Origin of the sequence: Streptomyces sp. MH60, from assembly GCF_002939385.1 — a bacterium.
Taxonomy (GTDB): domain Bacteria; phylum Actinomycetota; class Actinomycetes; order Streptomycetales; family Streptomycetaceae; genus Streptomyces.
The window spans coordinates 161,812-188,610 of record NZ_MULI01000006.1 but is presented as its reverse complement, the minus strand read 5'-3'; the positions used below and the strand labels follow the sequence as shown (position 1 = coordinate 188,610).

General features: G+C 71.8%; 21 protein-coding genes. 7 read left to right on the top strand and 14 right to left on the bottom strand.

Annotated elements, in window-relative coordinates; genetic code table 11:
* From BZZ08_RS07200 to BZZ08_RS07180, 5 genes are all read right to left on the bottom strand, one after another.
* The coding region (locus tag BZZ08_RS07200) for a condensation domain-containing protein (RefSeq protein WP_157953318.1) at positions 1–1,658 on the bottom strand (1,658 nt) is incomplete at its 3' end.
* A 64-nt stretch (positions 1,659–1,722) separates the two neighbouring features.
* Positions 1,723–1,995, bottom strand: a complete 273-nt coding sequence (locus BZZ08_RS07195; protein WP_104631283.1) for an acyl carrier protein — start codon at positions 1,993–1,995, stop codon at positions 1,723–1,725.
* A 32-nt stretch (positions 1,996–2,027) separates the two neighbouring features.
* Positions 2,028–2,927, bottom strand: coding sequence for a hypothetical protein (locus BZZ08_RS07190; protein ID WP_104631282.1), 900 nt, complete (start codon positions 2,925–2,927; stop codon positions 2,028–2,030).
* Positions 2,924–4,645 carry an acyl-CoA dehydrogenase family protein gene (locus BZZ08_RS07185; RefSeq protein WP_104631281.1) on the bottom strand — a complete coding sequence of 574 codons (1,722 nt, stop codon included), beginning with the start codon at positions 4,643–4,645 and terminating at the stop codon, positions 2,924–2,926. The genes BZZ08_RS07190 and BZZ08_RS07185 overlap by 4 nt, the downstream gene beginning before the upstream one ends.
* The gene (locus BZZ08_RS07180; protein ID WP_274543254.1) at positions 4,642–6,381 is read right to left on the bottom strand and encodes a fatty acyl-AMP ligase; all 1,740 of its coding nucleotides are present in this window, start codon (positions 6,379–6,381) and stop codon (positions 4,642–4,644) included. The genes BZZ08_RS07185 and BZZ08_RS07180 overlap by 4 nt, the downstream gene beginning before the upstream one ends.
* Positions 6,382–6,769: 388 nt before the next feature.
* Between BZZ08_RS07180 and BZZ08_RS07175 the strand changes: the two genes are divergently transcribed.
* The 4 genes from BZZ08_RS07175 to BZZ08_RS07160 all read left to right on the top strand — a co-directional run bounded on the left by BZZ08_RS07175 (position 6,770) and on the right by BZZ08_RS07160 (position 10,293).
* Positions 6,770–7,198 (top strand): cobalamin B12-binding domain-containing protein, encoded by a 429-nt coding sequence (locus BZZ08_RS07175; protein WP_342210967.1) that lies wholly within the window; start codon positions 6,770–6,772, stop codon positions 7,196–7,198.
* A complete protein-coding gene (locus BZZ08_RS07170; protein ID WP_104631278.1) occupies positions 7,195–8,448 on the top strand; it encodes a methylaspartate mutase in 1,254 nt (417 codons plus the stop codon). Before BZZ08_RS07175 ends, BZZ08_RS07170 begins: the two co-directional genes overlap by 4 nt.
* Complete coding sequence (locus BZZ08_RS07165) at positions 8,445–9,281, top strand: ABC transporter permease (RefSeq protein WP_104631277.1); 837 nt, start codon at positions 8,445–8,447, stop codon at positions 9,279–9,281. The genes BZZ08_RS07170 and BZZ08_RS07165 overlap by 4 nt, the downstream gene beginning before the upstream one ends.
* Before the next feature lie 67 nt (positions 9,282–9,348).
* A complete protein-coding gene (locus tag BZZ08_RS07160; RefSeq protein ID WP_104631276.1) occupies positions 9,349–10,293 on the top strand; it encodes a TauD/TfdA family dioxygenase in 945 nt (314 codons plus the stop codon).
* Between the two features lie 61 nt (positions 10,294–10,354).
* On the opposite strand, the gene BZZ08_RS07155 is transcribed toward BZZ08_RS07160, so the two are convergent.
* The 9 genes from BZZ08_RS07155 to BZZ08_RS07115 form a co-directional block, all read right to left on the bottom strand.
* On the bottom strand, positions 10,355–11,269 hold the full coding sequence (locus BZZ08_RS07155) for a GHMP family kinase ATP-binding protein (RefSeq protein ID WP_241965395.1): 915 nt from the start codon (positions 11,267–11,269) through the stop codon (positions 10,355–10,357).
* A 10-nt stretch (positions 11,270–11,279) separates the two neighbouring features.
* Entirely contained in the window at positions 11,280–14,504 is a 3,225-nt protein-coding gene (locus BZZ08_RS07150) for a non-ribosomal peptide synthetase (protein WP_104631275.1), read from the bottom strand.
* Between the two features lie 47 nt (positions 14,505–14,551).
* Positions 14,552–15,826 (bottom strand): ATP-grasp domain-containing protein, encoded by a 1,275-nt coding sequence (locus BZZ08_RS07145; protein WP_104631274.1) that lies wholly within the window; start codon positions 15,824–15,826, stop codon positions 14,552–14,554.
* On the bottom strand, positions 15,823–17,295 hold the full coding sequence (gene argH, locus BZZ08_RS07140; protein WP_104631273.1) for an argininosuccinate lyase: 1,473 nt from the start codon (positions 17,293–17,295) through the stop codon (positions 15,823–15,825). The genes BZZ08_RS07145 and argH overlap by 4 nt, the downstream gene beginning before the upstream one ends.
* Positions 17,292–18,365: a cysteine synthase family protein gene (locus BZZ08_RS07135; protein ID WP_104631272.1), complete on the bottom strand. Its 1,074-nt coding sequence runs from the start codon at positions 18,363–18,365 to the stop codon at positions 17,292–17,294. The genes argH and BZZ08_RS07135 overlap by 4 nt, the downstream gene beginning before the upstream one ends.
* Before the next feature lie 224 nt (positions 18,366–18,589).
* The gene (locus BZZ08_RS07130) at positions 18,590–19,543 is read right to left on the bottom strand and encodes an ATP-binding cassette domain-containing protein (protein ID WP_104631271.1); all 954 of its coding nucleotides are present in this window, start codon (positions 19,541–19,543) and stop codon (positions 18,590–18,592) included.
* Between the two features lie 151 nt (positions 19,544–19,694).
* Complete coding sequence (locus BZZ08_RS07125) at positions 19,695–20,441, bottom strand: helix-turn-helix transcriptional regulator (protein ID WP_104631270.1); 747 nt, start codon at positions 20,439–20,441, stop codon at positions 19,695–19,697.
* A gap of 559 nt (positions 20,442–21,000) precedes the next feature.
* Positions 21,001–21,642 (bottom strand): HAD family acid phosphatase, encoded by a 642-nt coding sequence (locus BZZ08_RS07120; protein ID WP_104631269.1) that lies wholly within the window; start codon positions 21,640–21,642, stop codon positions 21,001–21,003.
* 261 nt (positions 21,643–21,903) lie between these two features.
* Entirely contained in the window at positions 21,904–23,349 is a 1,446-nt protein-coding gene (locus BZZ08_RS07115) for an endo-1,4-beta-xylanase (protein ID WP_104631268.1), read from the bottom strand.
* Positions 23,350–23,711: 362 nt separating this feature from the next.
* Between BZZ08_RS07115 and BZZ08_RS07110 the strand changes: the two genes are divergently transcribed.
* The 3 genes from BZZ08_RS07110 to BZZ08_RS07100 all read left to right on the top strand — a co-directional run bounded on the left by BZZ08_RS07110 (position 23,712) and on the right by BZZ08_RS07100 (position 26,783).
* Positions 23,712–25,136: a non-reducing end alpha-L-arabinofuranosidase family hydrolase gene (locus tag BZZ08_RS07110; protein ID WP_104631267.1), complete on the top strand. Its 1,425-nt coding sequence runs from the start codon at positions 23,712–23,714 to the stop codon at positions 25,134–25,136.
* Between the two features lie 121 nt (positions 25,137–25,257).
* Positions 25,258–25,902, top strand: a complete 645-nt coding sequence (locus tag BZZ08_RS07105; protein ID WP_104631266.1) for an RNA polymerase sigma factor — start codon at positions 25,258–25,260, stop codon at positions 25,900–25,902.
* A 77-nt stretch (positions 25,903–25,979) separates the two neighbouring features.
* Positions 25,980–26,783, top strand: coding sequence for a hypothetical protein (locus tag BZZ08_RS07100; RefSeq protein WP_198601332.1), 804 nt, complete (start codon positions 25,980–25,982; stop codon positions 26,781–26,783).
* Positions 26,784–26,799 lie beyond the last annotated feature (16 nt).

Below are 26,799 nucleotides of genomic sequence, written 5' to 3'. Positions count from 1 at the left end.
GGGTACTCCGGGTCGACGGGAACGTAGGCGGCGCCGGCCTTGGTGACGGCGAGGAGCGCCACGATCAGTTCGACCGAACGCGGCAGCTTCACCGCGACGAACGTGCCCCGGCCCACGCCTTGGTGGTGCAGCCATCCGGCGGTCCGGGCGGACCAGGCGTCCAGCTCCCGGTAGGTCAGCGACCGGTCACCGCACTCCACCGCCACCGCGTCCGGTGTCCGTGCCGCCTGCTCGGCGATGAGCTGGGGCAAGGACGCCCCACGCACCGCGCGCGAGGCCCCCTGCCAGCCGGACAGCACCCGCTCCCGCTCGGCCTCCTCCAGCACCTCCACCTCGGAAACCCGGGAATCGTCGCCGCTGTCGGCCACCCACTCCAGGACCCGTGCCAACCGGTCGGAGTGAGAGGCGAGTTCGTCCGCTCCGTACAGCTCGTGATGGCCGTCCAGTTCGACACGGATGCCGGAGCGCGAGTCGGCCGTGCCGTAAAAGTTGATCTTCAGGTCGTTCACGGGGCCGGTCGAGAGCGGGTGGGTCACGGCGGGTGTGGTGCCGAACAGGGGCTCGCCGGCGAAGGCCATGATGTTGACGGTCGGGCCGAGGCGGGCCTGGCCGGCGCCGGAGAGGCCCAGCTCGTGGATGAGCTCCTCGCCGCGGAAGCGCTGGTGACGGACGACGTCGGCCAGGGACCGGGACACCTGTGCGGCCAGTTCGGTGAAACGGATGTCCGAGGTGAGCCTCACGCGCAGGGGCAGCACGTTGACCATGGCGCTGGGTGTGGTCAGGGACGTACGCCCCGAGCGTCCTGCCAGCGGGATCGAGAACGTGAAGTCGGTTCCGCCCGTCATCCGGTGGAAGAAGGCGGCGGTGGCGGCCAGGGCCAGGGCGGGCCACTGCACCCCGGCACGGGCGGCTGCCCGGGTGAGGCGTTCGGCCAGCGGGGAGGGCAGGGTGCGGACGTGGCGGCGCAGGCTGTGGGTGCTGCCGGAGGCGCGGCCGGCGAGGGAGACCGGCTCGGGCAGGTCGGTGAAGACTTCACGCCAGTGGGCGCGGTCCTTGGCGTGCCGTCGTGAGCCGGCGTAGGCCGCCTCGTCGGCGACGACCCGGTCCAGGGTCGCGAAGCCGGTGGGCGAGGGCTCCTCCCCGGCGAGGAGGGCGGAGTAGAGCGCGGCGACGCGGGTGGCGTACACGGACTGGCCGAAACCGTCGAGGACGGCATGGTGGTAGCCGTGGAAGTACCAGTGCAGGTCGTCGGCGAGGGTGAGCAGGGCCTGTTCGCTGACAGGGCCGCGAGTCAGGTCGAAGGGCCTGGCCATGCGCGCGTTCATCCACCGGTGGGCGGCCGCCTCCGGGTCGGAGGCGGCGCGCAGGTCGACGAACCGCAGGGGGTGCGGCTCGGCCGGCTCGACGAGCTGGTGGAGGGTCACTTCCGGGCCGCTGTCCGTGTCCCGTTCCTCCTGGGCGAAGCGCGAGCGCAGCGCCTCCGTCTCCTGGACGCCCCGCCGTACCGCTTCGGCGAGGATCTCCGCGTCCACCGGCCCGGCGATCGCGTAGTAGCCACCGCAGTTGTAGAGGGGGCTGTCCGCGTGCAGGTGCTGGGCGACCCAGATGCCGGACTGCGCGGCGGAGACGGGTCGACGGAGCAGACGGGCTTCGGACATGGCGGTGCGGTCCTCTCGATTCTGCGGAAGTGCTGGACTGCGGGGGGAGGGAGGGCCGTGACCGTCAGCCGTTGACGGCCAGTTCGTCGGCCAGGGCCTTGCTCAGCGCGTCGACGGTGGGGTTGTCCCACATGAGAGCCGGGTCCACGGAGATGTCGAAGTGGTCTTCCAGCTCGGCGATGACCGACAGGGCGTACAGCGAGTCGAGCCCGTAGTCGGAGAGCGGGACCAAGGGGTCGATCGTGTCGACCGGGCGTTCCAGGTGGGTGGCCACGCAGTCGGTGAGCCAGCGGGCGAGGCTGCCGGCGGTGGGGGTGTCGAGGTCGGACTCGGGCATGAAGCTGTCCTTTTCTTGGAAGCGGAGGCGGATCAGGGGCGGTCGGGAATCCGGCGTTCGACCAGGTCGAAGGTGCGGGCGCCCTCGTAGCGGCGGATCAGGTCCGCGTACAGGCGCTGCTGGACGTCCCCCGAAGGCTGGGGTGGGCGCCGCGCCGGCGTGGTGAGCACCCGGCCGGGGGCTGCCCGCGCGAGTTCGGGGTCGAGGAGGGCGGCGGCGCACGGCGCGGTGACCAGCTCGGTCAACGGCAGGGGACCGGGGGCGGGGCGAGGCCCGTGTGCCGGGGCGAACAGCTCCCGCTGGGCCCCGTTCAGCAGCAGCTGGAAGATGCCGGTTTCCCCCTCCCGGATGTAGAAGCGCGACCCCATCAGGACGGACAGCCGGTCGAGGGCGCCCTGGAGGACGCGCGGGACCAGTCCGAGCACCGCCTGCTCGTGGGCGCCCTGCCGAGCGGGCAGCGCGTCCTCGCCGCGGACCGCGAGCGTGGTCAGGACGTCGCACAGCAGCAGGTCGGCGTGGACTCCCGCGAGCACCTCGCGCAACTGGGGGATGTCGATGGCGGGCGCCCCGTAGAGCAGGCGGCCCCGCAGATGGCGGACGGTGACGCGGAGGGCCGAGTCGAGGGTTCCGACGCAGGCGCCGACGGCCAGGGCCGCGGCCCGCGGTCCGTTCTCGTTCAGGCGCGTGCGGACGGTGCTGCCGAGGCCGGGCGAGCGGCGGTACAGAGCACGCAGCGCGTGCAGCCACGCCTCGGGGGTGAGGTGCGCACGCGCCGTGAGGGCGTCGGGGAGCAGGTCCCCGGCCCGTGACCGGCCCGTCTCGCGCGCGGCCAGGACCGCCGCGAAGCCACGGGGGTTGGCGCTGTCGTACGGGTCGCCGAGATGCCGTTCGACGGTGTCGGCGAGGTCGGTGGAGACGGTGACCGCGGTCATCGGGCCGCACCCTCCAGGGAGTCGAGGAGCGAGGGGACCGTGCCGGGCGCGGACAGCAGCACGTCCGTGAGGACGTCGAAGGCGTCGCGGTCGGCCGGCTCGACGGGTTCGCCGAGGTCGGTCAGGGCCTTCACCAGGCAGGCCCGCAGCCAGGTCTCGTCGACGCGGTCGGGCCGGTGCAGCCACAGGTGGACCGCGGCCGCCGCGGCGAAGCACAGTTCGTACTGCTCGGCGAGTCCGAAGGCGTGGCCGGGCACGGCACGCGGGGAGTAGCGGACGGTCGCCATCCGCTCGTGCAGCCCGTCCGTGGCCCGCCGGATTGCCTCCGCCAGGGTGGCGAGCCCGCGGGTCGCGCCTCCGGACGCCGCCAGGTCGCGGACGCGGTCCACGGCCGACGGCAGGGCGGCGACGACGGAAGCGCCGGTCCCGGAGAGCAGGCTGAGGGTCTCGGGGCGGAAGGGACGCAGCGGGGCGTGGACGTCGGTCGCCTCGGCCAGACCGGTTTCGTCCCGGCGGCCCTTGCGGTAGGCGCGGGCGAGCCGGGGGAACTGGTCGATCAGGGCGTTGCGGTTGACCAGGCTGCTGCCGTCGAAGATGCCGATGATGCGGTGGTCGCGCTCCAGTTTGGCGAAGTGCCCGTGCGGGTCGGCGTCCATGAGCCCGTAGGGGCCGAGGGTGTGGAGGAGGCGGGCGACGAGGTCGTCGACCTGGGCCGGCACGAACGCCTTGGCGACGGCGGACACGACGCTCATCTCGCCGGTGAGCGCGTGGACGGACCGTGCGGCGACCACCCCGGCGGCCTCCGCGAGCAGCAGGCCGGCCACGGCCTCGCCCAACTCCCGGCGTACGTGGGGAACCCGCGCGAGCGGTGTGCCGCGGTCGGCGGTCTCGGCGGCGAACCGGGCGGCCAGTTCCAGGGCGTGGTCTCCCGCGCCCAGGGACATGCCCATGCAACCCGTGCGGGTCACGTGCAGCGCCTTGAGGATGATCTCGAGCCCCTGGCCGGGCGCCCCGACGAGAGCGTCGTCCGGCAGCATCGCGTCGTGGAAGGCGAGACCGCTGATGTCCGCCCCGCGGATTCCGTACGTGGGAACCTTCGGCAGCGGGGACAGGGCACCGGGAGCGAGCCGCTCCTTGTCGACGAGGAAGAGGCTGAAGCCGCGCGGGCCGCCCTCGGGGCTGGTACGGGCCAGCACCGTGACCAGATCGGCGCGGGTGATGTTGTTGATCAGCCACTTCTCACCGGTGAGGCGCCAGCCGCCGCCTCCATCCACCCGCTCGGCGGTGACCTCGCCGGCCAGCAGGTCGCTGCCGTGGTGCCGTTCGGTCAGCGCGCAGGAGACGACCGCGCCCTCGCGGATCCGGCGGCCGAGGCGCGCCGCCCGCTGCGGATCGCCGGCGATCCAGGTGGAGACCGCCCCGAGGTACGTCTTGCCGTGGGCCGCCGCCACCGTCAGGTCCACGCGGGACACCGCCCGCAGCAGCCGGGTCACCAGGCCGAAGTCGTCGAGGGCGCCGCCGTGTTCGGCCGGCACGTAGTAGTGCGCCAGGCCGAAGGCGTCGAGCGCGCGGCAGGCGTCGGTGGGGAAGGCCTCCCGTTCGTCCAGGGCGGCGAGCCGCTCGCCGGAGAAGGGCTCGCCGGGTGCGGTCAGTTCGCCGAGGAGGCGGGTCAGTTCCGTGACGGGGGCGGCCACCGGCGCGGCGGGCGCGGCCGTCATGCCGGGGCCTGCTCGCGGCTCGCGGCCGTGGGCAGCAGCGTGGGCTGGTAGTCCGCGTACGTCGGCTCCAGTGCGCCGGCCCGGAACAGCTCGCGCATCGCCGAACGCTGGATCTTGCCGCTGGTGGTGCGGCGCACACCGCCGGGCCGCAGCAGCAGCACGGCGCCGACGGGGGCACCGAACTCGCGGGCGACGGTGAGCCGCATGTCCGCCGCGAGTTCCCTCAGCCGCTCTTCGTCCTTGATGCCGCGGACCTCGTGCGTGACCACCAGGACGTCGTCCTGACCGGATCCGACGGTCTGGGGCACGGCGAAACAGGCCCCGACCAGGTTGCCCAGCTCCGGCCGCTGGACCCGCAGTTCGTGCTCGATGTCCTGCGGGTAGAGGTTGCGGCCGCGCAGGTTGAGGACGTCCTTGATGCGGCCCGTGATGTAGAGGTCGCCCTCGTACAGGGCTCCGAGGTCTCCGGTGCGCAGGTAGCCGCTGTCGCCCTCGGCGGTGGTGGCCCGGAACTCGGCCTCGTTGGTGGCCTCACGCCCCCAGTACCCGTGCCCCACGACGGGGCCGCGCAGCCACAGCTCCCCGACGGACCCCTCGGGCAGGGTGCGCAGCGTGCCCGGATCGACGACCAGGACCTCGGCCCCGAGCGGCGGCCCGCAGCTGACCACGTCCCGGCCTGACTCTCCGGCGGCGGGACGGAACTCGTCGCGTTCGAGGGAACCGGCGTCCACGCGCACGCTGCTCGGCGCGATGCCGATCGCACCGGAGACGAAGAGGGTCGCCTCGGCCATGCCGTAGCTGGGGGCGAGCGTCTCGGGGCGCAGCCCGTACGCGGCGAATCGCCGGTGGAAGCGGTCGAGGACGGCGGACCTGACGGGTTCCGAGCCGTCGACGGCGTGCCGCCACCGCGAGAGGTCGAGGCCCTCGGCCTGTGCGTCGGTGACGCGCCGGCTGCACACGTCGTACGCGAAGTCCGGCGCGGCCGAGAAGTTGATGTCGAGCCGGTCGATCATGTGCAGCCACAGGTGGGGCCGCTTCAGGAAGGTGCTGGGGCTCATCAGCACGGTGGCGGAGCCGGTCATCAGCGGCGTCGTCATCAGGCCCATCAGGCCCATGTCGTGGAAGTGGGGGATCCAGCCGCCGCCGCGCGTGGAGTCGTCCAGTCCCAGGGCGTCCGCGATGTTCTCGGCGTTGTGCAGCAGATTGCCGTGGCTGATCATCACGCCCTTGGGATCTCCGGTGGAGCCCGAGGTGTACTGGAGCACGGCGAGGGTGGAATGGCCGGTGGCCGGCATCGTCCAGTCACCGGGGCCCGGTCCGGCCTCGTCGGTGGCCAGCAGGGGGAGACCGCCGAGCCCTTCCTCGGCGCACCATGCCTCGACGTCGGCGCGGGTCCCGGTGTCGGTCAGGATCGCCGCCGCGCCCGAGTCGTCCGCGATGCGCCGGACCCGGTGCCGCTCGTGCCGGTAGCGGCCGGGCAGCGAGGAGGGGACCGCGACGACACCGGCGTAGAGGCAGCCGAAGAACGCGACCAGGAAGTCGAGTCCGGCGGGGTACAGCAGCAGGGCACGCTCACCGGGCCCGATGGAGGACCGGTGCAGGCGCACGGCCAGACTCCGGGCCCGCCCGTCCAGTTCGGCATAGGTCAGCCACTGCGTCCCGTCCTCCCGGAGGGGATCCGTCACAAAAGCCGCCGCCTCTTTTTCCGGCCGGTTTTCCGCATGCTTCCTCAGCATCGCGGTAACACTGGGGGCGGTGACGATTCCCGCCATATCCGTGGCCTGCCCTTCGTGGTTGCGAACGGGGTTTTCCGCGCACCGAATCGGCACTGCCGTGACTTTCTACCGGCTGCCCCAGGGGCGGGGAAGGCGACTGACAGCAAACTGCACCCGCAGTCGGCGGTCCCTTCAGCAACAGGGACAAAACCCCCGTACCGGCAGGCAGTTCGAGGGTGACGAGGCCAGTACCGGCCAGCCGATCCTCGGCTCCGGCCCCGCCCGCCCCAGTAGAGTCGAGGCCGACCGCAATTCCAAAGAACCTTTCAGCCGCTGAGTGCGCCGCGTTTCAGGGTGTTCCTGCCCGGGACTTACGGCACTCCCCGACTCCGGGATTCCGATGAATTCCATGCCTGGCACCCCTATGCCTACCGTGCTGGTCACCGGCACCTCTTCCGACGCCCATACCTGGAATCTCGTCTACCTCCAACTCCTGTTGGAGGAATGGGGCCACGAGGTCACCAACCTCGGCCCCTGCGCACCCGACGACCTGGTCATGGGATCGGCCGTCGAACTCCGCCCGGACCTGATCGTCGTCAGCAGCGTCAACGGCCACGGCCACCAGGACGGCCTCCGGCTGGTCCAGGTCCTGCGCGCCCGCCCGGAACTCGCCGGCACCACCATCGTGATCGGCGGCAAGCTCGGGACCGACGGACTGCGCAACGTCGGCCAGGTGCGCCGGCTGCTCGCGGCGGGTTACGACGGGGTCTTCGACGACGGAGACGTGAACGCGTTCCGCGACATGCTGGCCCGGCCCCCCGCCCGAGCGGTGTCGTGACGCAGGTCCCCTTCGGCCAGTTCGTGGCCGGAGCCCGGGCCCGCGGCACGCTCGTCGTCCAGCCGCGCATGGGCTTCAGCGACCCCGAACGGATGCGCCGGGGGCTGGCCCGCACCAGGGCGGCCGACGCCGTCACGGTGGGGACGCTGACCCTGGACAGCTACACCCGGGTACGGGACCTCGAAGCCGCCCGCCGGGCCCTGGCCGAGGGGGTCACGCTCAACGGCTACCCGATCTGCACCCACCCGTCCGAAACCACCCGGGCCGTGCTCGACGGCATCCACGACGCCTCATTCCCCGTCCAGGTCAGACACGGTTCCCCGCGGCCCGAGCACATCGTCTCGGCGCTGCTCGGCCTCGGCCTGGACGCCACGGAGGGCGGGCCGGTCTCGTACTGCCTGCCCTACAGCCGCACCCCGCTGGCCGACGCGGTCGTCTGCTGGCGCACGGCCTGCGAGATGCTCGCCGAGCACACCGGAGACGGCAGGGTGCCGCACCTGGAGAGCTTCGGCGGCTGCATGCTCGGGCAGTTGTGCCCGCCGGCCGTTCTGGTCGCGGTGAGCGTCCTGGAGGGCCTCTTCTTCGCCCGCCACGGGCTGCGCAGCGTGTCCCTGAGCTACGCCCAGCAGACCAGCCCGCAACAGGACCTGGAAGCGGTCGCCGCCCTGCAACGGCTCGCCGGGGAACTGCTCGGGCCCACCGACTGGCATGTGGTGCTCTACGCCTACATGGGCGTGTACCCCCTCTCGCGCGGCGGCGCGCTGAACCTCCTGGAGGCCGCCGCCCGGCTCGCGGTGACCTCCGGGGCGTCCCGGCTGATCGTGAAGACGGCCGCCGAGGCGCACCGCATCCCGACCGTCGCCGACAACGTGGAGGCGCTGGAGACCGCCGCGCGCGCCGCGGCCACCGCCACCGCACCGCCCCCCGGCCCGCCCGCCGCGGACTCCGAGGTGTACGCCGAGGCCCGCACCCTGGTCCATGCCGTGCTGGACCTGCACGACGACGTGGGTACCGCCCTGCTGACCGCGTTCCGGCGAGGTCTGCTCGACATCCCCTACTGCCTGCACCCCGACAACGCCGGGCGGGCCAGGAGCTTCATCGACCACGACGGACGGCTCCGCTGGGGGGACACCGGCGCGCTGCCCCTCGGCGGGGCGGCCGTGTCCGCCGCCCGCAAGGTCACGTCCGCCGACCTGCTCGCGGCACTGTCCCGTGTGCAACGGGCCTACGACTCCGGAGGAACCCCATGACCAGCACCTCGCCGCCCACCGCACGGCTCACGGCCGCCCCGGTGCCGACCTGGCAGGGCAGCGGCCTGACGGCGCAGTTGCTGATCCTCACCGGGCGCTCGGTCAGGGCCAACTTCACCCACGTCAAGGTCGTCGTCCTCAGCATGCTCCAGCCGGTGTTCATGCTGCTGCTGCTCAGCCAGGTGTTCGGCGCCATCGTCGACCGGGGGCACCTGCCCGACGGTGTGGCCTACCTGGACTTCCTGCTGCCCGCCCTGCTGGTGACCACCGGCATCGGTCCCGCCGTCGCCTCGGGCATCGGCCTGGTGCGCGACATGGACAACGGAGCGGTGACCCGCCTGCGTACCCTGCCGATCCACGCCCCGCTGCTGCTGTTCGCCCGCAGCTTCGCCGATCTGCTGCGCACCACCGCCCAGTTGGTGATCCTCGTGGTGGTGGCGGTGGTCTTCCTGGACGCCGACCCGGCCGGCGGACCGCTCGGGCTGCTGGCCGCGGTCCTCCTGACCTGCGTGGTCGTCTGGGCGATGACCTGGATCTTCCTCGCGCTGGGGGCGTGGCTGCGCAACCCCGAGGCCATGCAGAGCGCCGGCTACCTCGTCACGTTCCCGCTGATGTTCGCCTCCAGCGCCTTCGTCCCCAAGGAGCGGCTGCCGGACTGGCTCCAGGTGCTGGCGACGGTCAACCCGCTGTCGTACGCCATGGAGGCCAACCGCGCACTCGCCCTCGACCAGCCGCTCGGTGGCCAGGTGTGGTCCGCGCTGGGCGCCGGTGTCCTGGTCGCGACCGTCGGATCGATCACCGCGGTACGGGCGTTCCTGCGTCCGCCCGCCTGAACCGTGTCCCCGCGCCCGCAGACCGGCACGGCGCACCCCTCCCGAGAGACGAAAGAGGCATCGCCCCATGCCCGGAACCGGAACAGGTCCGCTCGTCCGCCTCGACGCGACCGAGGCGCCGCCCGGCGCCGCCGTCGACTGGCTCACCGCCCGCCGGCCGGAGATCAGAGCGGCGGTCGCCCGCAACGGCGCCGTACTGGTACGCGGACTGCGCCTGGACAGCCGGGCGGCCGCCGCCGCGGCCGTCGGCCGCGTCATCGGCGACCCGCTGATCGAACGCGAGGGGTTCGCGCCCCGCGAGACCTACGGACAGGGCGTCTATTCCTCCTCGCACTGGCCCGCCGACCAGCCCATGTGCATGCACCACGAACTCAGTTACGCGTCCCTTGCCCCCCGGCTGATGGCGTTCGCCTGCCTCACCCCGCCGGCCGACGGCGGCAGCACCGCGACCGCCGACAGCCGCGCCGTACTGCGCGACCTGCCGGAGGACCTCGTCGCCCGCTTCGAGCGGCACGGCTGGCGGCTCACCCGCCACTACAACCCCTTCGTCGGGATCGGCTGGCAGGAGGCCTTCGGCACCGACGACCCCTCGGAGGTGGACCGCTACTGCGCCGAGCACGGCATCGAGGCACGCTGGGACGCCGACGGCGCGCTGCACACCGTACAGACCCGCCCGGCCGTGGTGAGGCACCCGGAGACGGGTGAGCGGTGCTGGTTCAACCAGATCGCCTTCCTCAACGAGTGGACGATGGCCCCGGAGGTCCGCGAGTTCCTCACGGCGGAGTTCGGTCCCGAGGGGCTGCCCTTCAACACGTTCTGCGGCGACGGCACTCCGCTGGACCGGGCGAGCGTCGACCTGATCAACGACGTGTACGAGAAGCACACCGTCCGCGAGCCGTGGCGCCACGGCGACCTCCTCGTGATCGACAACGTCCGCACGGCGCACAGCCGCGAACCCCACCGGGGCGAACGGGAGATCGTGGTCGGCCTCGGCGAACCGTTCCAGCCGTAGCCGAACGACGCGGAAGGGGCCGCACCCGGCGTCACGGGTGCGGCCCCTTGCGGTGTCCGGGTCAGTCGAAGCTCAGGGTGCGGTACACCGTCACGTTGCCGGCCAGCTCCTGGCAGGCCTGGGCGGCGGCCGTGAGCCGGCCGTGGCAGTGCGGTGCGGAGGTGTCCAGCAGGATTCCCAGCGTGGTGCCGCTGTGCCCGACGACCACGCCCAGACCGCCCACCTCGCGGCAGATCGCGATCATCGGCTCCAGCGACCACTTGTGCCGCAGCACCTGGTTCATCCGGGCACTGGCGGTCGCCACCGCGCCGACCTCGGCCAGGTCCTGCCGGGCGACGGCACCGGTGATCCGGTCCAGGAGCCGGACGTACTCCCGCTCGTCCGCCGCCGTGAACGGCTTGGGGATGCTGTTGAAGTCGACGGTGTCCACCGCGCCGCCCTCGTCGACGCTGACCACCGCCATGGACGGCAGGGAGCCGAGCCGGGCGCGCAGCCGCACACTGCGGTGGTGGAAGGCGACCACCGACGGGTAGAGCACCCCGTCGGTCGGCTCGATCCTGGCGAGGTAGGACTCGATGCGGCGCGGCGGCATGGGCTCGTCCAGGGCGTTGGCGACCGCGCGGGCGGTCGCCACCAGGTCCGCCGAGGAACTGGCCAGACCCTTGCCCTCGGGCAGTGTGCTGTCGATCGTCAGCACACCGCCCGCGGGCCGCCCCGCGTCCTCCATGATCATCGAAGCGAGCCGCAGGGCCTTCTTCTTGTGCGGCGGCCACACCTCCAGCACGTCCGTGTGCGGTGCCACCTCGAAGCGGGCCACCGCCCACCGGGCGACGGGCAGGGTGACCAGGAAGTCACCGTCCGCCTCCGGCAGCACGCCCTGCAGAAGCTCACCGAACGTGCCGAAGGCCGAACTCACCCCGGTGGCGGCCACCCGGCGGTAGTCGGCGGGCAGCGTTCTCGTGTCGATCGTCGTCACCCTGGTCCTCCTAGTCCCGGTGCGCCGGCTTCGGGCAGCAGGCCCGCACCAGTGCGGCGGTGTCCGCCGGTCGTGTGCCGATGAAGTAGTGGCCGCCCTGTGCCAGTTCGTGCAGGGTCACCCGGTCGGAGACGGCCTTCCAGTCGCCGTGGTCCGCCGCGAACCGCGCCGTCGAGGCGTCGTCGCGGGCGACGACGACGTCGACCGGGGCGTCGATGCGGTGACTCTCGGCGTCCTCACGGATCCGGATCAGGTGGCTGTTGGCCGTCAGGACGTCGTGCCGGTAGGCCCGGCCCACGACGTCGGCGCGTTCCGGCTTGAGCTCGTCGAGCTCGACGTACGCGTTGTCCGCGCGCAGCCGGGACAGCAGGGTCTTGTTGTCCGCCTCCGACGCCTCCGCCATCTCCGCGCGCAGCGCCCCGACGTCCTCCAGCAGCAGCGCGCCCACGAAGACGCGCTCGGCGGGACGGCCCGCCTCCTGGAGCAGCCGCGCCGTCTCCAGCGCCGGGGCCGCGCCCGCGCAGTGGCCCCACAGCAGCACGGGCGTGGTGACCCTCGCGGCGATCTCGTCCCGGACCCGGCGGGCGATCTCCGGGACGTCGGCCATCGGGTCGTCGCCGCCCGCGAAGTCGTGGCCCGGCAGCTCGACCCCGAGCACGGCGATGCCGTCCCGCTCCAGCTCGGCCGCCAGGGAACGGAAGTTGACGGCGTTGCCCCCGGCGTACGGGAAGCACACCAGGGTGCGATGGGCGTCCCTGGCGTTGGCCAGCGGCTGCAGCAGGTTCTCCGCCGCGACCCGTTCACCGCCCCGCACCCGCTCGTCCAGCGCCCGCCCGAGGTCGGCCAGGACGGGGTGGGCGACCAAGTCCTTCAGGGACAGCGCCCGGTCCAGCTGCACCAGGAGGCGTACGGCGGCCAGCGACGTCCCGCCCAGCTCGAAGAAGTTGTCGTCCCGCCCGATGCGCTCCAACGGCACGCCCAGCACCTGCGCCCACAGCATGGCCAGCCGCTGTTCGGCGGGCGTACTGGGGGCGGCGTAGGCGGCGCCGCCGTGCCCCAGGGTGCCGGCCAGCCGGACCAGGGCCTTCTTGTCGATCTTGCCGTTCTCGGTGAGCGGCAGCCGGTCCAGCCGGTGGAAGTACGTCGGGACCATGTACGCGGGCAGCAGTCCCGCGAGGAAGTCCCGGGCGCGTTCGGTGGTGGGCCCGGCGTCCGGGCCGGCACCGCCGTCGCCGCCGCTGAAGAAGGCCACCAGGTTCCGCTGCCCGTCGCCCGTGCCGTCGATGACGACCGCGGCCTCCCGGACCCCCGCCAGGCCCAGCAGCTTGTTCTCGATCTCGCCGATCTCGATCCGGAAGCCCCGGATCTTCACCTGCTCGTCCCGCCTGCCCAGGTACTCGATCCGCCCCTCGGGCAGCCAGCGCCCGAAGTCGCCCGTGCGGTACATCCGGGTGCCGTCGCGGAACGGGTCGGGCACGAACGCCTCGCGGGTGCGCTCCTCGTCGTTGATGTAACCGCGGCCGACACAGACCCCGGAGAACGCGATCTCCCCGGGCGAGCCGAGCGGCACCAGCGCCAGATCCTGGTCGAGCACATAGGTGTTGACGTTGCGCAGCGAGCGGCCGACGGTCACGAAGTCGCGGTCCGGCACCCGGTCGAGCACCTCGTGCATGGTGTCGTCGGACACCTCGGTGGCGCCGTAGGCGTTGACCAGCTTGATCTCCGGGTACAGGGCGAACCACCGCTGGACCAGTTCGTACTTGAGGGCCTCCCCCGTGACGGACACCGTGCGCAGCGCCCCGAGCGGCCGGGGGTGCTGCTCCAGGTGGGTCAGGAGCACCTCCAGGTAGGAGGGGACGATCTGGACGACGGTGACCCCGCCCGTGACGATCTCGTCGAGGAAGCCCGCGACGTCGAGCAGGGCGTCCGTGTCGACGACGCGTACGCTGCCGCCCACCATCAGCGGAGCCGCGAACTGCCACAGGGAGATGTCGAAGCACTGCGAGGCGGTCTGGGTGACGACCTCGGCGGTCCCGTTCGTCATCTCCATGTCGTCGAGCTTCATGTGGAGGTGGTTGAGCATCCCGGCGTGCTCGCACATGGCGCCCTTGGGGGCGCCGGTGGAGCCGGAGGTGAAGTAGATGTAGGCCGCCTGGCCGGGAGCGACCGGCACCCGGGGGGCCGCGTCGGAAACACCGGAGCCCTGGATCTCCGGTACGGACAGCACGGCCGGCGCGCGGCCGGTGAGTTCACCCGCCCTCTTTGCCAGAGTCGCGCTGCCGGGCTCGGTGAGCACGAACGCGCACTCGCTGCGGCTCAACTGGGCCGCCACCCGGTCGGCGGGGAAGTCGGGGCGCACCGGGAGGTAGACGCCGCCGGCCTTGAACACACCGAGCGCCGCGGCGATCCAGTCGAGGGTGCGGTCCATGACCACGGCGACGACGTCCTCGGTGCGCACCCCGGCGTCCAGCAGCGCGTGGGCGACCCGGTTGGCCCGCCCGTCGAGCTCGCGGTACGTCCAGCGCACCGGGCCGTGCACGGCGGCCACCGCGTCCGGAACCTCGCGCACCCGGTCCTCGAAGTGGTCCACGAAGGTCCGGTCGGTCAGGTCGACGCGTGGGCCCGCGAGGCCGTACAGGTGGGTGTCGACCTCCTCGTCCGACAACAGGCTCCGGCCGTGATGGGGCGCGGAGGTGTCCGCCGCGAGGAGTTCCAGCGCGCGCAGGTGGTAGCCCGCCAGGCGCCGGGCGTAACTCTCGTCGAGGTGTGCCCGGTCGTACACCAGGCGCAGCGACAGCCCGGCGGAGCCGGTGACGAAGGCCGCCCTCAGCACGACACCCTCGCCGAGGCCGACGGCCGTGTCGCCCGGGTCCGGGCGGTCGGCGGGCGCGGCGGCCGTCGGTGTGAGGCCCGACAGGTCGAACACCACCTCGGGACGGCCCTCCGCGCGGGGTGCCGCGGCCGGCGCCGTGCTCGCGAGCGCGACGAGGTCCGCCCAGGAGGAGTCCGTGACGGTCAGGCTCAGCGGCGACTCGGCCCGGCCGGCCGCCGGGACCAGGCCGATGAGCAGATCGGGTTCGGCCACCACCGTCGCCAGGACCCGGGCGTGCGCGGCGAGCAGCACCGCCGGCAGTCCCGCACCGGTGTCGGCGGCGCGCTCCTGAAGCGCCCGGGTGAGTGGCGCGGGCAGTGCCTCCCGGTGCTCCGCCGCCCCCTGCTCGTCGCTGCCCGGCATGGTCCATCTGGGGATTCTGGTGTACGTCTGCTGAGTGCGGTGCCCGCTCATCGGCCCCCGTTCCCTTCCTCCGGCGTCGCCGGTTCCTCCAGTTCGATCCTGATCAGTCCTGCGGCCTGCTCCGCGTGGGCCGCCGCTTGCGCGGTACCGGAGCCGGTGGCGACCACACAGCCCAGGCGGTCCTGGAACGAGTGCGTGATCCGCACCTGCCGGCCGACAACCGCGGTGGGCACGGCCACCACCACACCCGGCGCCGCGCCCGCCTCCCGGATCCCGGTCACGGCCTTGACCCGTCCCTCACCGGCCGCGATCACGAACCGCACGGCGGCGTGGCCCGCCCCGGCTTCCGGGACCGCCGCTCCGGGCGGCGTGTCCAGGCCCGCGGCCCGGGCGATCACGGCGTCCACCAGGTCCGCGCCGGTCGCGGCCCGCACGGCGACGGGGATCATGCCGCCGGCGAGCCTGGGGTTGACCTCGATGACGACGGGGCCGTCGGCGGACCGGCGGATCTCGGTGTGGGCGGCGCCCCAGCCGAGCCCGAGGGCCTTGAGGGCCGCCAGCGCCGTGTCGCCGAGTTCGGCGGTCGCCCCGGGGTCCAGGGGGGCCGGGATGTCGTGGCCCGTCTCCACGAAGTGCGGTGCGGGGGCGGTGTGCTTGGCGACGACGGTGACGACGTCGCCGTCGAAGGTCTCGACGGAGAACTCCGGCCCGTCGACGGCCGTCTCCACCAGGACACGGGCCGGCACCGTGTTGCCCCGTTCGTCCGTCGCCCGCTCGAACAGCACGCGGGCCCATTCCTCCGTCTCGGCCCGGTCACGGCACAGCCGTACACCGCTGGACCCCGAGCCGCTCACCGGCTTGAGCACCACCGGATGCCCGAGGGCGTCGGCCGCCCGCACCGCCGCGGTCACGTCGGAGACCGCCGTCCAGGCGGGCACCGGGACCCCGTGGGCGGCGAGCGCCGCCCGCTGGAGGTCCTTGGACCGGCAGCGGGCGATCGCGTCGCCGTCGGCCGCCGGCAGGCCGAGGCAGGCCGCCGCGCGGGCGGCGTCCGCCACGAAGTACTCGGAGCTGGAGGTGATCCCGGCCAGTCCGGTGCCCTCGGCCAGGCCCCGGCAGGCCGACACCACGGCGTCCAGGTCCGAGGTGTCCAGCTCCAGGGTGTCGACGGCGTCCTCGGTGACGTACGGGTACCGGGCGGGGTCCCGTGTCAGCAGCACGGGCCGCAGGCCCCGAGCACGTGCGCGCGCGCAGAACTCCCGCCCCGTACCGGTGGTGTTGCTCTCCAGGAAGGCGAACCATCGGACCGCTGTACCGTTCATCGCTCTGCTCCCTCGTCTCTTGCGCCGGTCACGGCCGCGACCGCCGCGTCGAGGGCGCGTTCCGCCCGCGACAGCCGCGCACGGTACCGGGCGAGGGCCGCGGTGTGCTCCGCGCAGCGCTCCCGGAGTTCGTGGACGACGCTCTCGCACGCACCCGGACCGCCGCCCCGGTCGTGCTCGGCGACGAGCTCGGGAAGCGCCGGGACGTCCGCGCTCACGTCGGTCCGCAGGCCCTCCGGCAGCGTGATCTTCGTCAGCTCCGACTCACCGGCGTCGACCGCCTCCCGCACCGCGGCTCCCACCACGTGGTGTGCGGTGCGGAAGGGAACGCCCTGGCGCACGAGGCGGTTGGCGATCACCGTGGCGGTCACGAAGCCCTCCCGGGCCCGCTGCTCCATCCGCCGGCCGTCCGGCCGGGCGCCGCTCACGAGCACCTGGGCCAGGAGCACGCTGTCGCGCACGGTGGCCAGCGCCGGCCAGGCCCCGCCGACCGCCTCGGTGCCCACCTCGATGGAGTTGGTGAACGGCGTGGACTTCATGGCGGCGGCCGAGGCGGTCCACGCTCCGACGGCGGCCGCCGCCTTGGCCTTCACGTGTTCGAGCAGGAAGGCGTTGCGCTTCTGGGGCATGGCGGAACTGCCGCCCACCAGTCGCTCGGGGAACTCCACGAAGCCGAACTCCTGGGTGCTCCACAGCTGGAGGTCGGTGGCGAGGCGGCTCAGGGTGAGCCCCGCCCCGGCAGCCGCCGCGAGGGCGCGCAGCAGCGTGTCCCGGGAGGCCACCGCGTCCATGGCGTGCAGGGGCGGCCCGTCGAAGCCGAGCAGTTCGGCCGTGCGGGCCGGGTCGATGGGCAGGTCCGTGCCGGACACGGCACCGGCGCCGAGCGGGCAGTTGCTCCGCTCCGCGACGACGTGCCGCAGCGCGGAGATGTCCCGGTCCAGCGCGGTGGCGATCCCCGCGAGGTAGTAGCCGTAGGTGACGGGCATCGCCGGCTGGAAGTGCGTGTAGACCGGCATGACGACGTCGCGGTGGGCGCGGGCGCGGGACAGCAGCACGGCCTGCAGGCGCAGCAGTTCGCCGAGCAGGTCCGCCAGGTCGTCGCGCAGCCGCATCGCGGTGATGGTGGCCTTGATGTCGTTGCGGGACCGGCCCGTGTGCAGCTTGCCCCCGATGTCCGCACCGAGCCGCTCGATGAGGTGGCTCTCGTACATCAGGTACAGGCCGCGCGGCGCCGGGCGGTCGTACAGCTCCCGGAAGCCGTCGGCGCGGAGGGCGGTCACGGCTCTCAGCAGGGCGGCGGCCGCGTCCCGGGGCAGCAGCCCGCACTCGGTGAGCATCACCACGTGCGCGAGGTCGATGACCGAGGTGTGGCCGAGTTCCCGGCGGATGTCGTCCGGGCCCGGTTCGCCGTAGACGACGCGGGCGGTGCGGGCTCCGAGCGTGCGGGTGAGCCGGCCCGTGCCGCTCATGAAAGCACCGGGTCGGGCAGGGACCCGCCGGAGCGCGGCACGGTGCCGTTCACGTCCTCGTACGTGCGACGGCCCCAGAGCATCCGGGTCCAGCCGTCGCCGGCGTCGGCCGGCGAGTCGACCAGGGCCGGCTCCGCGGGAGGGTGGGGCAGCAGGTGGCCGTTCTCGGCGAGCCAGGCGTCGTTGTACACCGTCGCCTGGTAACGGTAGCCCTCGTCGGGGAGCATCACGACGCACAGTCCGTCGGGGTTGCGGTCGGCCCACCACTTGGCGGCCAGGTAGGCGGCACCGCTGGTCGGCCCCTGGAACAGCGCGTGGGTGGCGTGCAGTCGCCTGGTGAAGGCGTACGCCTCCGGCGCCGAGCACCAGTGCACCTCGTCGAAGGTGGAGTGGTCGAGGTTGGCCGGCCACAGGCTGTTGCCGAGGCCGCGCAGGGAGCGGGGGCCGTCGGGCTGGCCGAAGAGCACGCTGCGGTGGCTGTCCACGCCGATGGCCTGTGTGTGCGGGGTCAGTTCGCGCAGCCCGCCGGCGGTGCCGCACATCGATCCCCCCGAACCGACCGGCCCGACCAGGCAGTCGACGGTGCCGAGCGAACGCGCGATCTGCTCGGCGACCACCCCGTAGGAGCGCGGGTTGTCGGGGTTGCTGTACTGCTCGGGGCAGAAGGTGGAGGGCAGTTCCGCGCGGATCTCGGCGAGTCTGCGCAGCCGTGCCTCCTGGTAGCCGCCGACCGGCGCGGGCTCCTGGCAGATCTCGATGGTGGCGCCGAGATCGGTCAGTCTTCGGTACAGGTTGGCGTCGATCGCCGGGTCACTGACGAGGATCAGCTCCCGCTCCATGAGGGCGGACTGCATCGCCAGCGCCAGGCCGAACGTCCCCGACGTGGTCTCCACGATCACCGTGCCGGTGTCCAGGTCGCCCCGGGAGTGCGCGCGCTTGAGGATGTACCGCGCGGGAAGCAGCTTCATGAGGGAGAAGACCGCGCCGTACAGGTTGGGGCCGAGCCGGACGAGACGCGGCATCATCGTCGCCTCGGTGATCGAGTGGTACGTGGGCGTGGTCGCCGTCATGAAGGGCTCCTGGGGGGTCGAGGCCGTCGATGATCGTGGGGAGTGAAGTCGCCGCGGGTGCCGCGCCGTCCGCGGAACCACCCCCGTACCCGCACGCTCCACGGCGTGGCGGTCCGGGGTGCTCCCGGCGGAGTGGCGGGGTGCGGACGGACGTCGGTCAGCCTGCTGAGGGTCCACAGATTCACGGGCGCGGCTCGGATTCGAGGTGGGGGAGGCGCGGGGCCTCAGGAAGGGACCGGAACGCCGGCGCGCTCTTCGGCGAGGGCCAGATATACCTCGTCCAGCGTCGGTTCGGACAGCGAGATGCCGGTGATCTCCACTGCGGCGGCGTCGAAGGCCCGGACCGCGGCGGCCAGTCCGATGGATCCCGCCACGGGGGCGGTGACCGTGCCCGCGGGTTCGCCCGGACAGGGGTCGAGGCCCGCCGCGCGCAGGGCGTTCAACGCGGCCGGCAGGCGGCCGGGGTCGGCGAGGGTGGCCCGGACGGTGCTGCCGCCCAGACGCTCCTTGAGCTGGGCGACCGAGCCGTCCGCGACGCTCCGGCCGCGAGCGAGCACCATGACGCGGTCCGCCAGCTGTTCGGCCTCCTCCAGGTACTGGGTGGTCAGCAGCACGGTGGTGCCGGTGCCCACCACCTCGCGGACCAGGTCCCACAGGGCGTTGCGGCTGACCGGGTCGAGCCCGGTGGTCGGTTCGTCCAGGAAGAGCACCTGGGGGTGGCCGACGAAGCTGCTGGCCAGGTCGAGGCGCCGGCGCATGCCTCCCGAGTACGTGCCCGCGGCCCGGTCGGCCGCCTCGGTCAGCGCGAACATGTCCAGCAACTGCTCGGCCCGTGCCGCGGCCTCCCGCTTGCCGGCTCCGAGGAGCCGGGCCACCAGCAACAGGTTGGCGCGTCCGGTGAGGCTCTCGTCCACCGCCGCGAACTGGCCGGTCAGTCCGATGCGGCGGCGTACGTCCCGGGCCTCTCGCACCACGTCGAATCCGGAGACCCGAGCTGTGCCTTTCGTGGGCGGCAGCAGAGTGGCGAGAATACTCACCAGCGTGCTTTTCCCCGCTCCGTTATGACCGAGCAGGCAGAGCACACGCCCTTTTTCCATCTGAAAGCTGATGCCGTCGAGTGCCGGGGTGGCACCGAACGTCCTGCCCAGCTCCATTGCTTCGATCATCACGTCACTCATCGATGCCGTTCCTCGCAGATAGCGGCCGAGACGCCTTTTGGGGAGGCAGGATGATCCTGCAATCCCGACCGTCCGCACCACAAGGAGAACTACAACAAGCTGCCAGCGACCTGAGGTTTTCCGCATTGTCAAAGCTCAGCCTGACAAGTTCTTACCCCGCCAACTGGCCGGTAGCCGCGGGCAGGAGATCGCCCGAGGGTGAAAGGAGGCCGAGTTCCACGGCGCGTGCACCCGCCTGAAATCTTGAGGTCGCCCCCAGTTCACGGGTAATTTCCGCGACGTTGCGCCGGTACGTGCGCACCGAAACGCCCAGCTCACGGGCGGCGGCCTCGTCGGTCCGCCCCGAGCTGAGGGCCTGGAGGATGCGCCGGCCGACCGCGCTGCGTGAGCGGTCGCTCAGGCGCCGGTGGTCCGCGAGGGCGGCGCTGCCGGACCAGGAGACGGCGAACAGGGTGCGCAGAGTGCGCAGGACGGCCGGGGCCCGGACGACCACCGCCTCACGGACGGCGACTCCGTTGCGGATCCACACGGCGCCGACAACGCTGTCAGCAAGGACAACCTCCTGCAACGGAGCTTTGGCCAGGCGGGTTTCGACTCCGGGCGCGTACTTGTCGAGGTGCTCGAGGAAGCGGCGGTCGCGCAGCAGGCCGACCCGGCCGAGCAGCTTGACGCCGACGCCGCGTGCGGTCGCCCGGCCCAGCTGGTCGATCAGCTGGTAGGTCTCGTCCTGGCCCTCTCCGGTGAGGACGACGGCCAGGTGGTGACGGGCGGTGGCGATCATCTGCTCGGTGGCGACCCCGACGGAATTGTCGTTCGGTTCGAGCGAGGCGACCAGTCGCTCGACGTTGCGATGGCGGTCGACGGCGATTTCGACGAGTTTCCGGGCCTGTAGCAGCACGCCCTCTATTTCGTCACTCGACGGCCGCGATTGCCGTGATTCCGTGAATTCCGCAATGGATTCGGAATCGTTGGCTATCTCGAAATTGACTGAGTTACTTGGCACAGCTCCCCCTGAAGCTTGACCAATAGGAGTTCCCGCCTGCCCTGCTCCGGCGCCTTCGTGGGGCGCGGGGATCCAGGCGCGGGGTCATACCCGTGCAAACAGCCAGAGAGATAACCTAGCGAGACGCCGTACTGGGCCCATGAAGGGCCGTACGGCCTGCAGATACAACACGGCAGACATCCCGCATTTCGAGCTCCATTCCCCCGCTAGGCAGACACAGGCGGCAAACTGGACATCCATCCGAAGGATGGTCAACAGTTGCCTGTGTCGCTCCCGTTAGTTCGAAGGTACCCAGGACAGCTTCGTAACGTCAAATACCCCTGACTGAAACGATTACGGAAAACCGCATTGTGCGGCGAGGGCATCCTTTGCATGCCGACGCGACCTCGCGTGAACGCCTCCGGCCCGCCGGGTACGGCAGGGGCCGGAGGCGCCTGGGGTCGGAGCGTCCCGGTCAGTCCAGGGCCCCGTCGTAGTCGGGCAGCTTGAAGGTCCGCTCCGCGTGGCCCCCTACCAGATCCGACGTGTTGTTCCCGATGTTGGCGACGATCGTGTACCCGTCGGCCTCGATCTGCGCCCGCTTCGATGTCTTGAACTCGGCCGTGTCGCGGAAGAGGTCACCGATGTTCCGCTGGTACAGACCGGTGATCGGGTACCCGACCGCCTCCAGGTTCGCCTCCGTGACCCACGAGATCAGGTCGGGTCGAGCGGTGACGAAGAATATGGCCGCGCCCTTGCTGTGAGCGTACTGGGCGAGTTCGAGCGTCGGCTTGACGGCCGGCGTCGGCGGAAGCACCTGGAAGTGCGTCTCCAGCGAGGTGTTGTCGATGTCGAGGACGATCGCCGGCTTCTCGCCCGCGCTGTCGGCCAGCCGCTGCTCGACGTAGGGGCGGGCCTCGTCGATCACCTCGCGCACATCGCTCTGCCAGGTGTCGTAGTCCACCTCCGCCGCCGCCGCGGCCCGGGCCTGTACGGCCGTCGTCGACCGGCTCTCGTCCGCCGGAGCGGCCACCGCCTGGGTCGCCCCAGTGGCTCCCAGAACGAGCGCGGCCGCGACGGTCGCCGCCGCGCGTCCTCGGAACGCAATCCTGGCCATTCGTCCTCCCTGGTCTTCGCTGCGCGAGGGCCGTCCGGACCCCGCCAAGCTGAACCTAAAGGCCGATTCGACCGGTTTGACGTGGGCGTGACCGCAACCGGAAGAGGAGTTCCGCACGACCGCTCCCGTGCTCACCGGCACCTGCGACATCGCGCCAAGCAGGCCGAATCGGTGGCAGGTTGCTGCCAGTCCACCACCCTCGCGAAGTCGCCCGGGTCGCCGTCGGCGCGGCGGCGACCCGGGCTCGATGGGGCTGTTCCGTCAGGTGCGGGTCCAGCGTTGGTTGCTGCCGTTGGAGCAGGTGTAGAGCTGGATCAGGGTGCCGTTGGCCGTGCCGGTCCCGACGGCGTCGAGGCAGAGGCCGGACTGGACACCGACGACGGAGCCGTCGGAGTTCAGCCGCCACTTCTGATTGTCGCCGCCCCAGCAGCTGTAGATCTGGACCTTGGCGCCGTTTCCGGTGCCGGCGGCGTCCAGGCACTTGTCGCCGTAGACCCTCAGCTCGCCGGCGTCGGTCTGCGTCCACTGCTGGTTGGTGCGGCCGTTGCAGTCGTACAGCTGGACCTGCGTGCCGTCGGTCGTGCTCGCGTTGGGCACGTCCAGGCAGCGGCCCGAGCCGACGCCCTTCAGCGCGGTGCCGTCGCCGGGCTCCTCCGGGTCCGGGCCGCCGCCGTCACCGCCGTTGAGGGCGTTCAGCACGGCGGTGTACGCCGCCTTCTTGCTGCCGTCGTTGTTGAACAGCAGCGGGGTGTCGCCCGAACGCCACGAGTCGCTGTCCCGCACGCCCCAGACGGTGATGCCGAGGCAGCGCGAGACCGCCAGGCAGTCGTTGGTCACGGCCGCGTACGTCGTCGGGGACGCGCCCTGGATGTCGAGTTCCGTGATGGCCACGTCGACCCCGAGGGCGGCGAAGTTCTGCAGGGTGGTGCGGAAGTTGCTGTTGTACGGGCTGCCGCTGTTGAAGTGCGACTGGAAGCCGACGCAGTCGATCGGCACGCCGCGCGACTTGAAGTCCTTCACCATGTTGTACATGGCCTGGGTCTTGGCCCACGTCCAGTTCTCGACGTTGTAGTCGTTGTAGCAGAGCTTGGCGGAGGGGTCGGCGGCGCGCGCGGTGCGGAAGGCGACCTCGATCCAGTCGTTGCCGGTGCGCTGGAGGTTGGAGTCCCGCCGGGCACCCGAACTGCCGTCGGCGAACGCCTCGTTCACCACGTCCCACTGAGCGATCTTGCCCTTGTAGTGGGTCATCACGCCGTTGATGTGGTTGACCATCGCCTGGCGCAGGGTGCTGCCGCTGAGGCTCTGCATCCAGCCGGGCTGCTGGGAGTGCCAGGCCAGGGTGTGGCCGCGCACCTGCTTGCCGTTCTGCACCGCCCAGTTGTAGACGCGGTCGGCGGAGGAGAAGTTGAACTGACCGCGCTGCGGTTCGGTGGCGTCGATCTTCATCTCGTTCTCGGCCGTCACCATGTTGAACTCACGGGACGCGATCGACGTGTACGCCGAGTCGCCGAGCTTGCCCGAGGCGATGGCGGTGCCGAAGTAGCGGCCGCTCTGCGCCGCCGCGGCGCCGAGCGTGCTCTCGGCGGCGTGGGCGGGTGGCGGCGCGACCAGCGCGGCGGCCGTCGCGAGGACGCCGACGACCAGCGCCGGCAGCAGGCTGCGCGCCTTCCGGCGGACATCGGGTCTGGGGAGGGCGTATGAGCCCATGGCTGTGCCTCCAAGGTGTTCGGCATATCGATCTGCGGCCGGTTTCCCAGACAGGGATGATTGAGGGTTGACGATGCCCGGTCAACAGTTTCTCCAAGAAAAGTTTCTGTCGCGCTTCGAATGTTTCGAAGCGCTCCACGGTATGGGCGGCGTCGTCTGGGGCCGCGCTACGCGTTGAGGGGGCGCGCTAGTCGCGAGGGGTGCCTGGGGCAGAGTTCGGCCAAAAGTTTCGGATCGCCGAGCGATCCGTGCGAGAGGTATTGACGGCGTTCACCGGGTCCCTAGGATGCGGACCGCTCGACACTCCGACCGATGTTCGACATGGCGAACATACGGTGCCGCTCCATTGCAAGGGAGTTCCCATGCACAGAGGAAGTCTCCGCCGCAGGCATACGTCCGCGGTGCTCGCCGCCGTCGTCGCGGCGCTGGCCGCGTTGGCGGCGATGCTCGTTGCCGCCCCGGCTCAGGCAGCGTCCAGTGGCGCCCTGCGCGGTGCCGGTTCGAACCGGTGTCTCGACGTGATCGGCGGCAGTCAGGCCGACGGCGCGCTCCTGCAGATGTACGACTGCTGGGGCGGGACCAACCAGCAGTGGACGTCGACCGACACCCGTCAGCTCACCGTGTACGGCAACAAGTGCCTGGACGTTCCGGGGCACGCCACCACGCCCGGTACACGGGTGCAGATCTGGTCCTGCTCCGGCGGCGCGAACCAGCAGTGGCGGGTGAACTCCGACGGCACGGTCGTCGGGGCGGAGTCCGGACTGTGCCTGGAGGCCGCGGGCGCCGGTACGGCCAACGGCACGGCGGTGCAGGTCGGAACGTGCAACGGCGGCAGCAACCAGAAGTGGTCCGGACTGACCGGGACGCCGCCGACGGACGGACCGTGCTCCCTTCCGTCGTCGTACCGGTGGACGTCGTCGGGCGTGCTCGCGCAGCCGGCGAACGGGTGGGCCGCGGTGAAGGACTTCACCACCGTCACGCACAACGGCAAGCACCTGGTCTACGCCTCTAACGTGTCGGGATCGTCCTACGGCTCGATGATGTTCAGCCCCTTCACGAACTGGTCGGACATGGCGTCGGCGGGCCAGACCGGGATGAGCCAGGCCGCGGTGGCCCCCACGCTGTTCTACTTCGCGCCCAAGAACATCTGGGTGCTGGCCTACCAGTGGGGTGCGTGGCCCTTCATCTACCGCACGTCCAGCGACCCCACCAACCCCAACGGCTGGTCCGCTCCGCAGCCGCTGTTCACCGGGAGCATCTCCGGTTCCGACACCGGACCGATCGACCAGACCCTGATCGCCGACGGCCAGAACATGTACCTGTTCTTCGCCGGTGACAACGGCAAGATCTACCGGGCGAGCATGCCGATCGGGAACTTCCCGGGCAACTTCGGCACGTCGTACACGACGGTCATGAGCGACACGAAGGCCAACCTGTTCGAGGGCGTACAGGTCTACAAGGTCCAGGGCCAGAACCAGTACCTCATGATCGTCGAGGCGATGGGCGCGAACGGGCGCTACTTCCGCTCCTTCACGGCCTCCAGCCTGAGCGGCTCGTGGACCCCGCAGGCCGCGAGCGAGGGCAACCCCTTCGCGGGCAAGGCCAACAGCGGTGCCACCTGGACCAACGACATCAGCCACGGTGACCTGGTCCGCGACAACCCCGACCAGACCATGACCGTCGACCCCTGCAACCTGCAGTTCCTGTACCAGGGCAAGTCCCCCACGGCGGGCGGCCCCTACGACCAGCTGCCGTGGCGGCCGGGCGTTCTCACCCTGCGGCGCTGACCCCCCGCGGGACGCGGATTCCTGGAGCGTCGTCTCCTCGCGGTCGCCTTCGCTGGGCCCGGTGCGTCGTTCGACTCGATCCCGTGGGAACCTTCGGCCGGGTGCCGGACACGGATGGGACATGGAACTGAACGACGCTGGTCCCGACGGACCGGTCGGCGGGACGTCCGACCGGGAGCTGTGGGCGAGGGCCGTCGACGGTGATCGCGAGGCGTTCGGCCGGATCTTCGACCGGCACGGGAAGGCCGTCTACAACCACCTGTTCCGGCGGACGGCCGACTGGTCCGAGGCCGAGGACCTCACGTCGACGGTCTTCCTGCACGCCTGGCGACGGCGAGCGGAGACGGTGCTCGACCGCGACTCGGCTCTGCCGTGGCTGCTGGGCATCGCCAACGGCCAGTTGTCGAACACCAGGCGGCGGCTGCGGCGGGCCGAGGCGTTGCTGCACCGGCTCGTCTCGCACGAGGAGTCGGTGGGCGACCACGCGGACCGTGTCGCCGGCCTGGTCGACGACGAGCGCCGTATGTCGGAGATCCACCGGGCGCTGGCCCGGCTGCCGCGGCACGAACGCGAGGTCGTCGAGCTCTGCGTCTGGTCGGGCCTGGACCAGCAGGCGGCCGCCGCGGTGCTGAAGGTGGCGGTCGGGACCGTGAAGTCCCGGCTGCACCGGGCGCGGCGGAGGCTGGGGGCCGACCTCGGCGGAGCCGCGGCTCCGCCGCCGTTCAGTTCCAGGAATCCCGTCAACGCGAAGGAGGTCGCACGATGAATGACACGCAGGGCGTTCCCGCGGCTCCTTCCGATCGTGATCTGCCGGACCACCGGCGGACCCGAGAGGAACTACTGATGAAGATCGGTCCGCAGAACAACGGGGCTTCGCTGCGGAGCAGGTGGGGAGTGCCGCTCGGCGTCGCCACCGGTGTGACGGCGGTGAGCCTCGCGGCCGTGGTCGTCCTGGGCGGGACGGGGGACGCCGGGCCGAGTGCCGCCGACCCCGCGCACGCCGGCCGAGGGCCGGTCGCCGCCGCCACGGCGGTACCGAGTCCCAGCGCACCGTCCTCGCCCGGCGGGGCCTCGGCCGAGGGCGGCTTCACCATCACCGACGCGACGACGACCCCGATCGACGCCGCGACCGTCACCAGGATCCTCTCCTCCTGCCTGGGGCCGGACGCGTCGCGGTACCAGCCCGTCGTCGCGGTCCGTACGCCGCTGGCCTCGGCGGACTCGGACGGTGTGGTCGTCGCCGTGAACTCCGCCGACCAGTACGTGCAGTGCCAGTCGAAGGGCGACAAGGGCACCAGCCCGGACTCCCCGCCCACCTTCATCAACGACCGCCTGTGGGGCACCGGCCGGGTCATCGAGTACTTCGACTCCATGATGGAGCCCGCCGGCGAGGGGAAGTACCTCATGCTGGGCGCCGGGCACTACTCGTCCGAGGTCGCCAAGATCACCATCAGCTACGGCGACGACCCGAAGCAGTATCCGGCCCGCATGGCGGGCGGCGCGTTCGTCTACGGGGCCGCGCTCTCCCCGGACACGCCTCCCGGCCCGCGCTACATGGGCCCGAGCCCCTACGTCCACGCCTTCGACGCGGCGGGCAAGGAGATCTACAACCAGGCCGAGGACCCGAAGTTCACCGACGACCAGTAGTCCGACGGTGGTCCGG

Excerpts from the sequence above, each read along its gene's own strand:
- BZZ08_RS07195 (WP_104631283.1), bottom strand. The coding sequence starts at position 1,995 with ATGCCCGAGTCCGACCTCGACACCCCCACCGCCGGCAGCCTCGCCCGC.
- BZZ08_RS07190 (WP_104631282.1), bottom strand. The coding sequence starts at position 2,927 with ATGACCGCGGTCACCGTCTCCACCGACCTCGCCGACACCGTCGAACGG.
- BZZ08_RS07185 (WP_104631281.1), bottom strand. The coding sequence starts at position 4,645 with ATGACGGCCGCGCCCGCCGCGCCGGTGGCCGCCCCCGTCACGGAACTG.
- BZZ08_RS07180 (WP_274543254.1), bottom strand. The coding sequence starts at position 6,381 with ATGCTGAGGAAGCATGCGGAAAACCGGCCGGAAAAAGAGGCGGCGGCT.
- BZZ08_RS07175 (WP_342210967.1), top strand. The coding sequence starts at position 6,770 with ATGCCTGGCACCCCTATGCCTACCGTGCTGGTCACCGGCACCTCTTCC.
- BZZ08_RS07165 (WP_104631277.1), top strand. The coding sequence starts at position 8,445 with ATGACCAGCACCTCGCCGCCCACCGCACGGCTCACGGCCGCCCCGGTG.
- BZZ08_RS07160 (WP_104631276.1), top strand. The coding sequence starts at position 9,349 with ATGCCCGGAACCGGAACAGGTCCGCTCGTCCGCCTCGACGCGACCGAG.
- BZZ08_RS07150 (WP_104631275.1), bottom strand. The coding sequence starts at position 14,504 with ATGCCGGGCAGCGACGAGCAGGGGGCGGCGGAGCACCGGGAGGCACTG.
- BZZ08_RS07145 (WP_104631274.1), bottom strand. The coding sequence starts at position 15,826 with ATGAACGGTACAGCGGTCCGATGGTTCGCCTTCCTGGAGAGCAACACC.
- argH (WP_104631273.1), bottom strand. The coding sequence starts at position 17,295 with ATGAGCGGCACGGGCCGGCTCACCCGCACGCTCGGAGCCCGCACCGCC.
- BZZ08_RS07135 (WP_104631272.1), bottom strand. The coding sequence starts at position 18,365 with ATGACGGCGACCACGCCCACGTACCACTCGATCACCGAGGCGACGATG.
- BZZ08_RS07130 (WP_104631271.1), bottom strand. The coding sequence starts at position 19,543 with ATGAGTGACGTGATGATCGAAGCAATGGAGCTGGGCAGGACGTTCGGT.
- BZZ08_RS07120 (WP_104631269.1), bottom strand. The coding sequence starts at position 21,642 with ATGGCCAGGATTGCGTTCCGAGGACGCGCGGCGGCGACCGTCGCGGCC.
- BZZ08_RS07115 (WP_104631268.1), bottom strand. The coding sequence starts at position 23,349 with ATGGGCTCATACGCCCTCCCCAGACCCGATGTCCGCCGGAAGGCGCGC.
- BZZ08_RS07110 (WP_104631267.1), top strand. The coding sequence starts at position 23,712 with ATGCACAGAGGAAGTCTCCGCCGCAGGCATACGTCCGCGGTGCTCGCC.
- BZZ08_RS07105 (WP_104631266.1), top strand. The coding sequence starts at position 25,258 with ATGGAACTGAACGACGCTGGTCCCGACGGACCGGTCGGCGGGACGTCC.
- BZZ08_RS07100 (WP_198601332.1), top strand. The coding sequence starts at position 25,980 with ATGAAGATCGGTCCGCAGAACAACGGGGCTTCGCTGCGGAGCAGGTGG.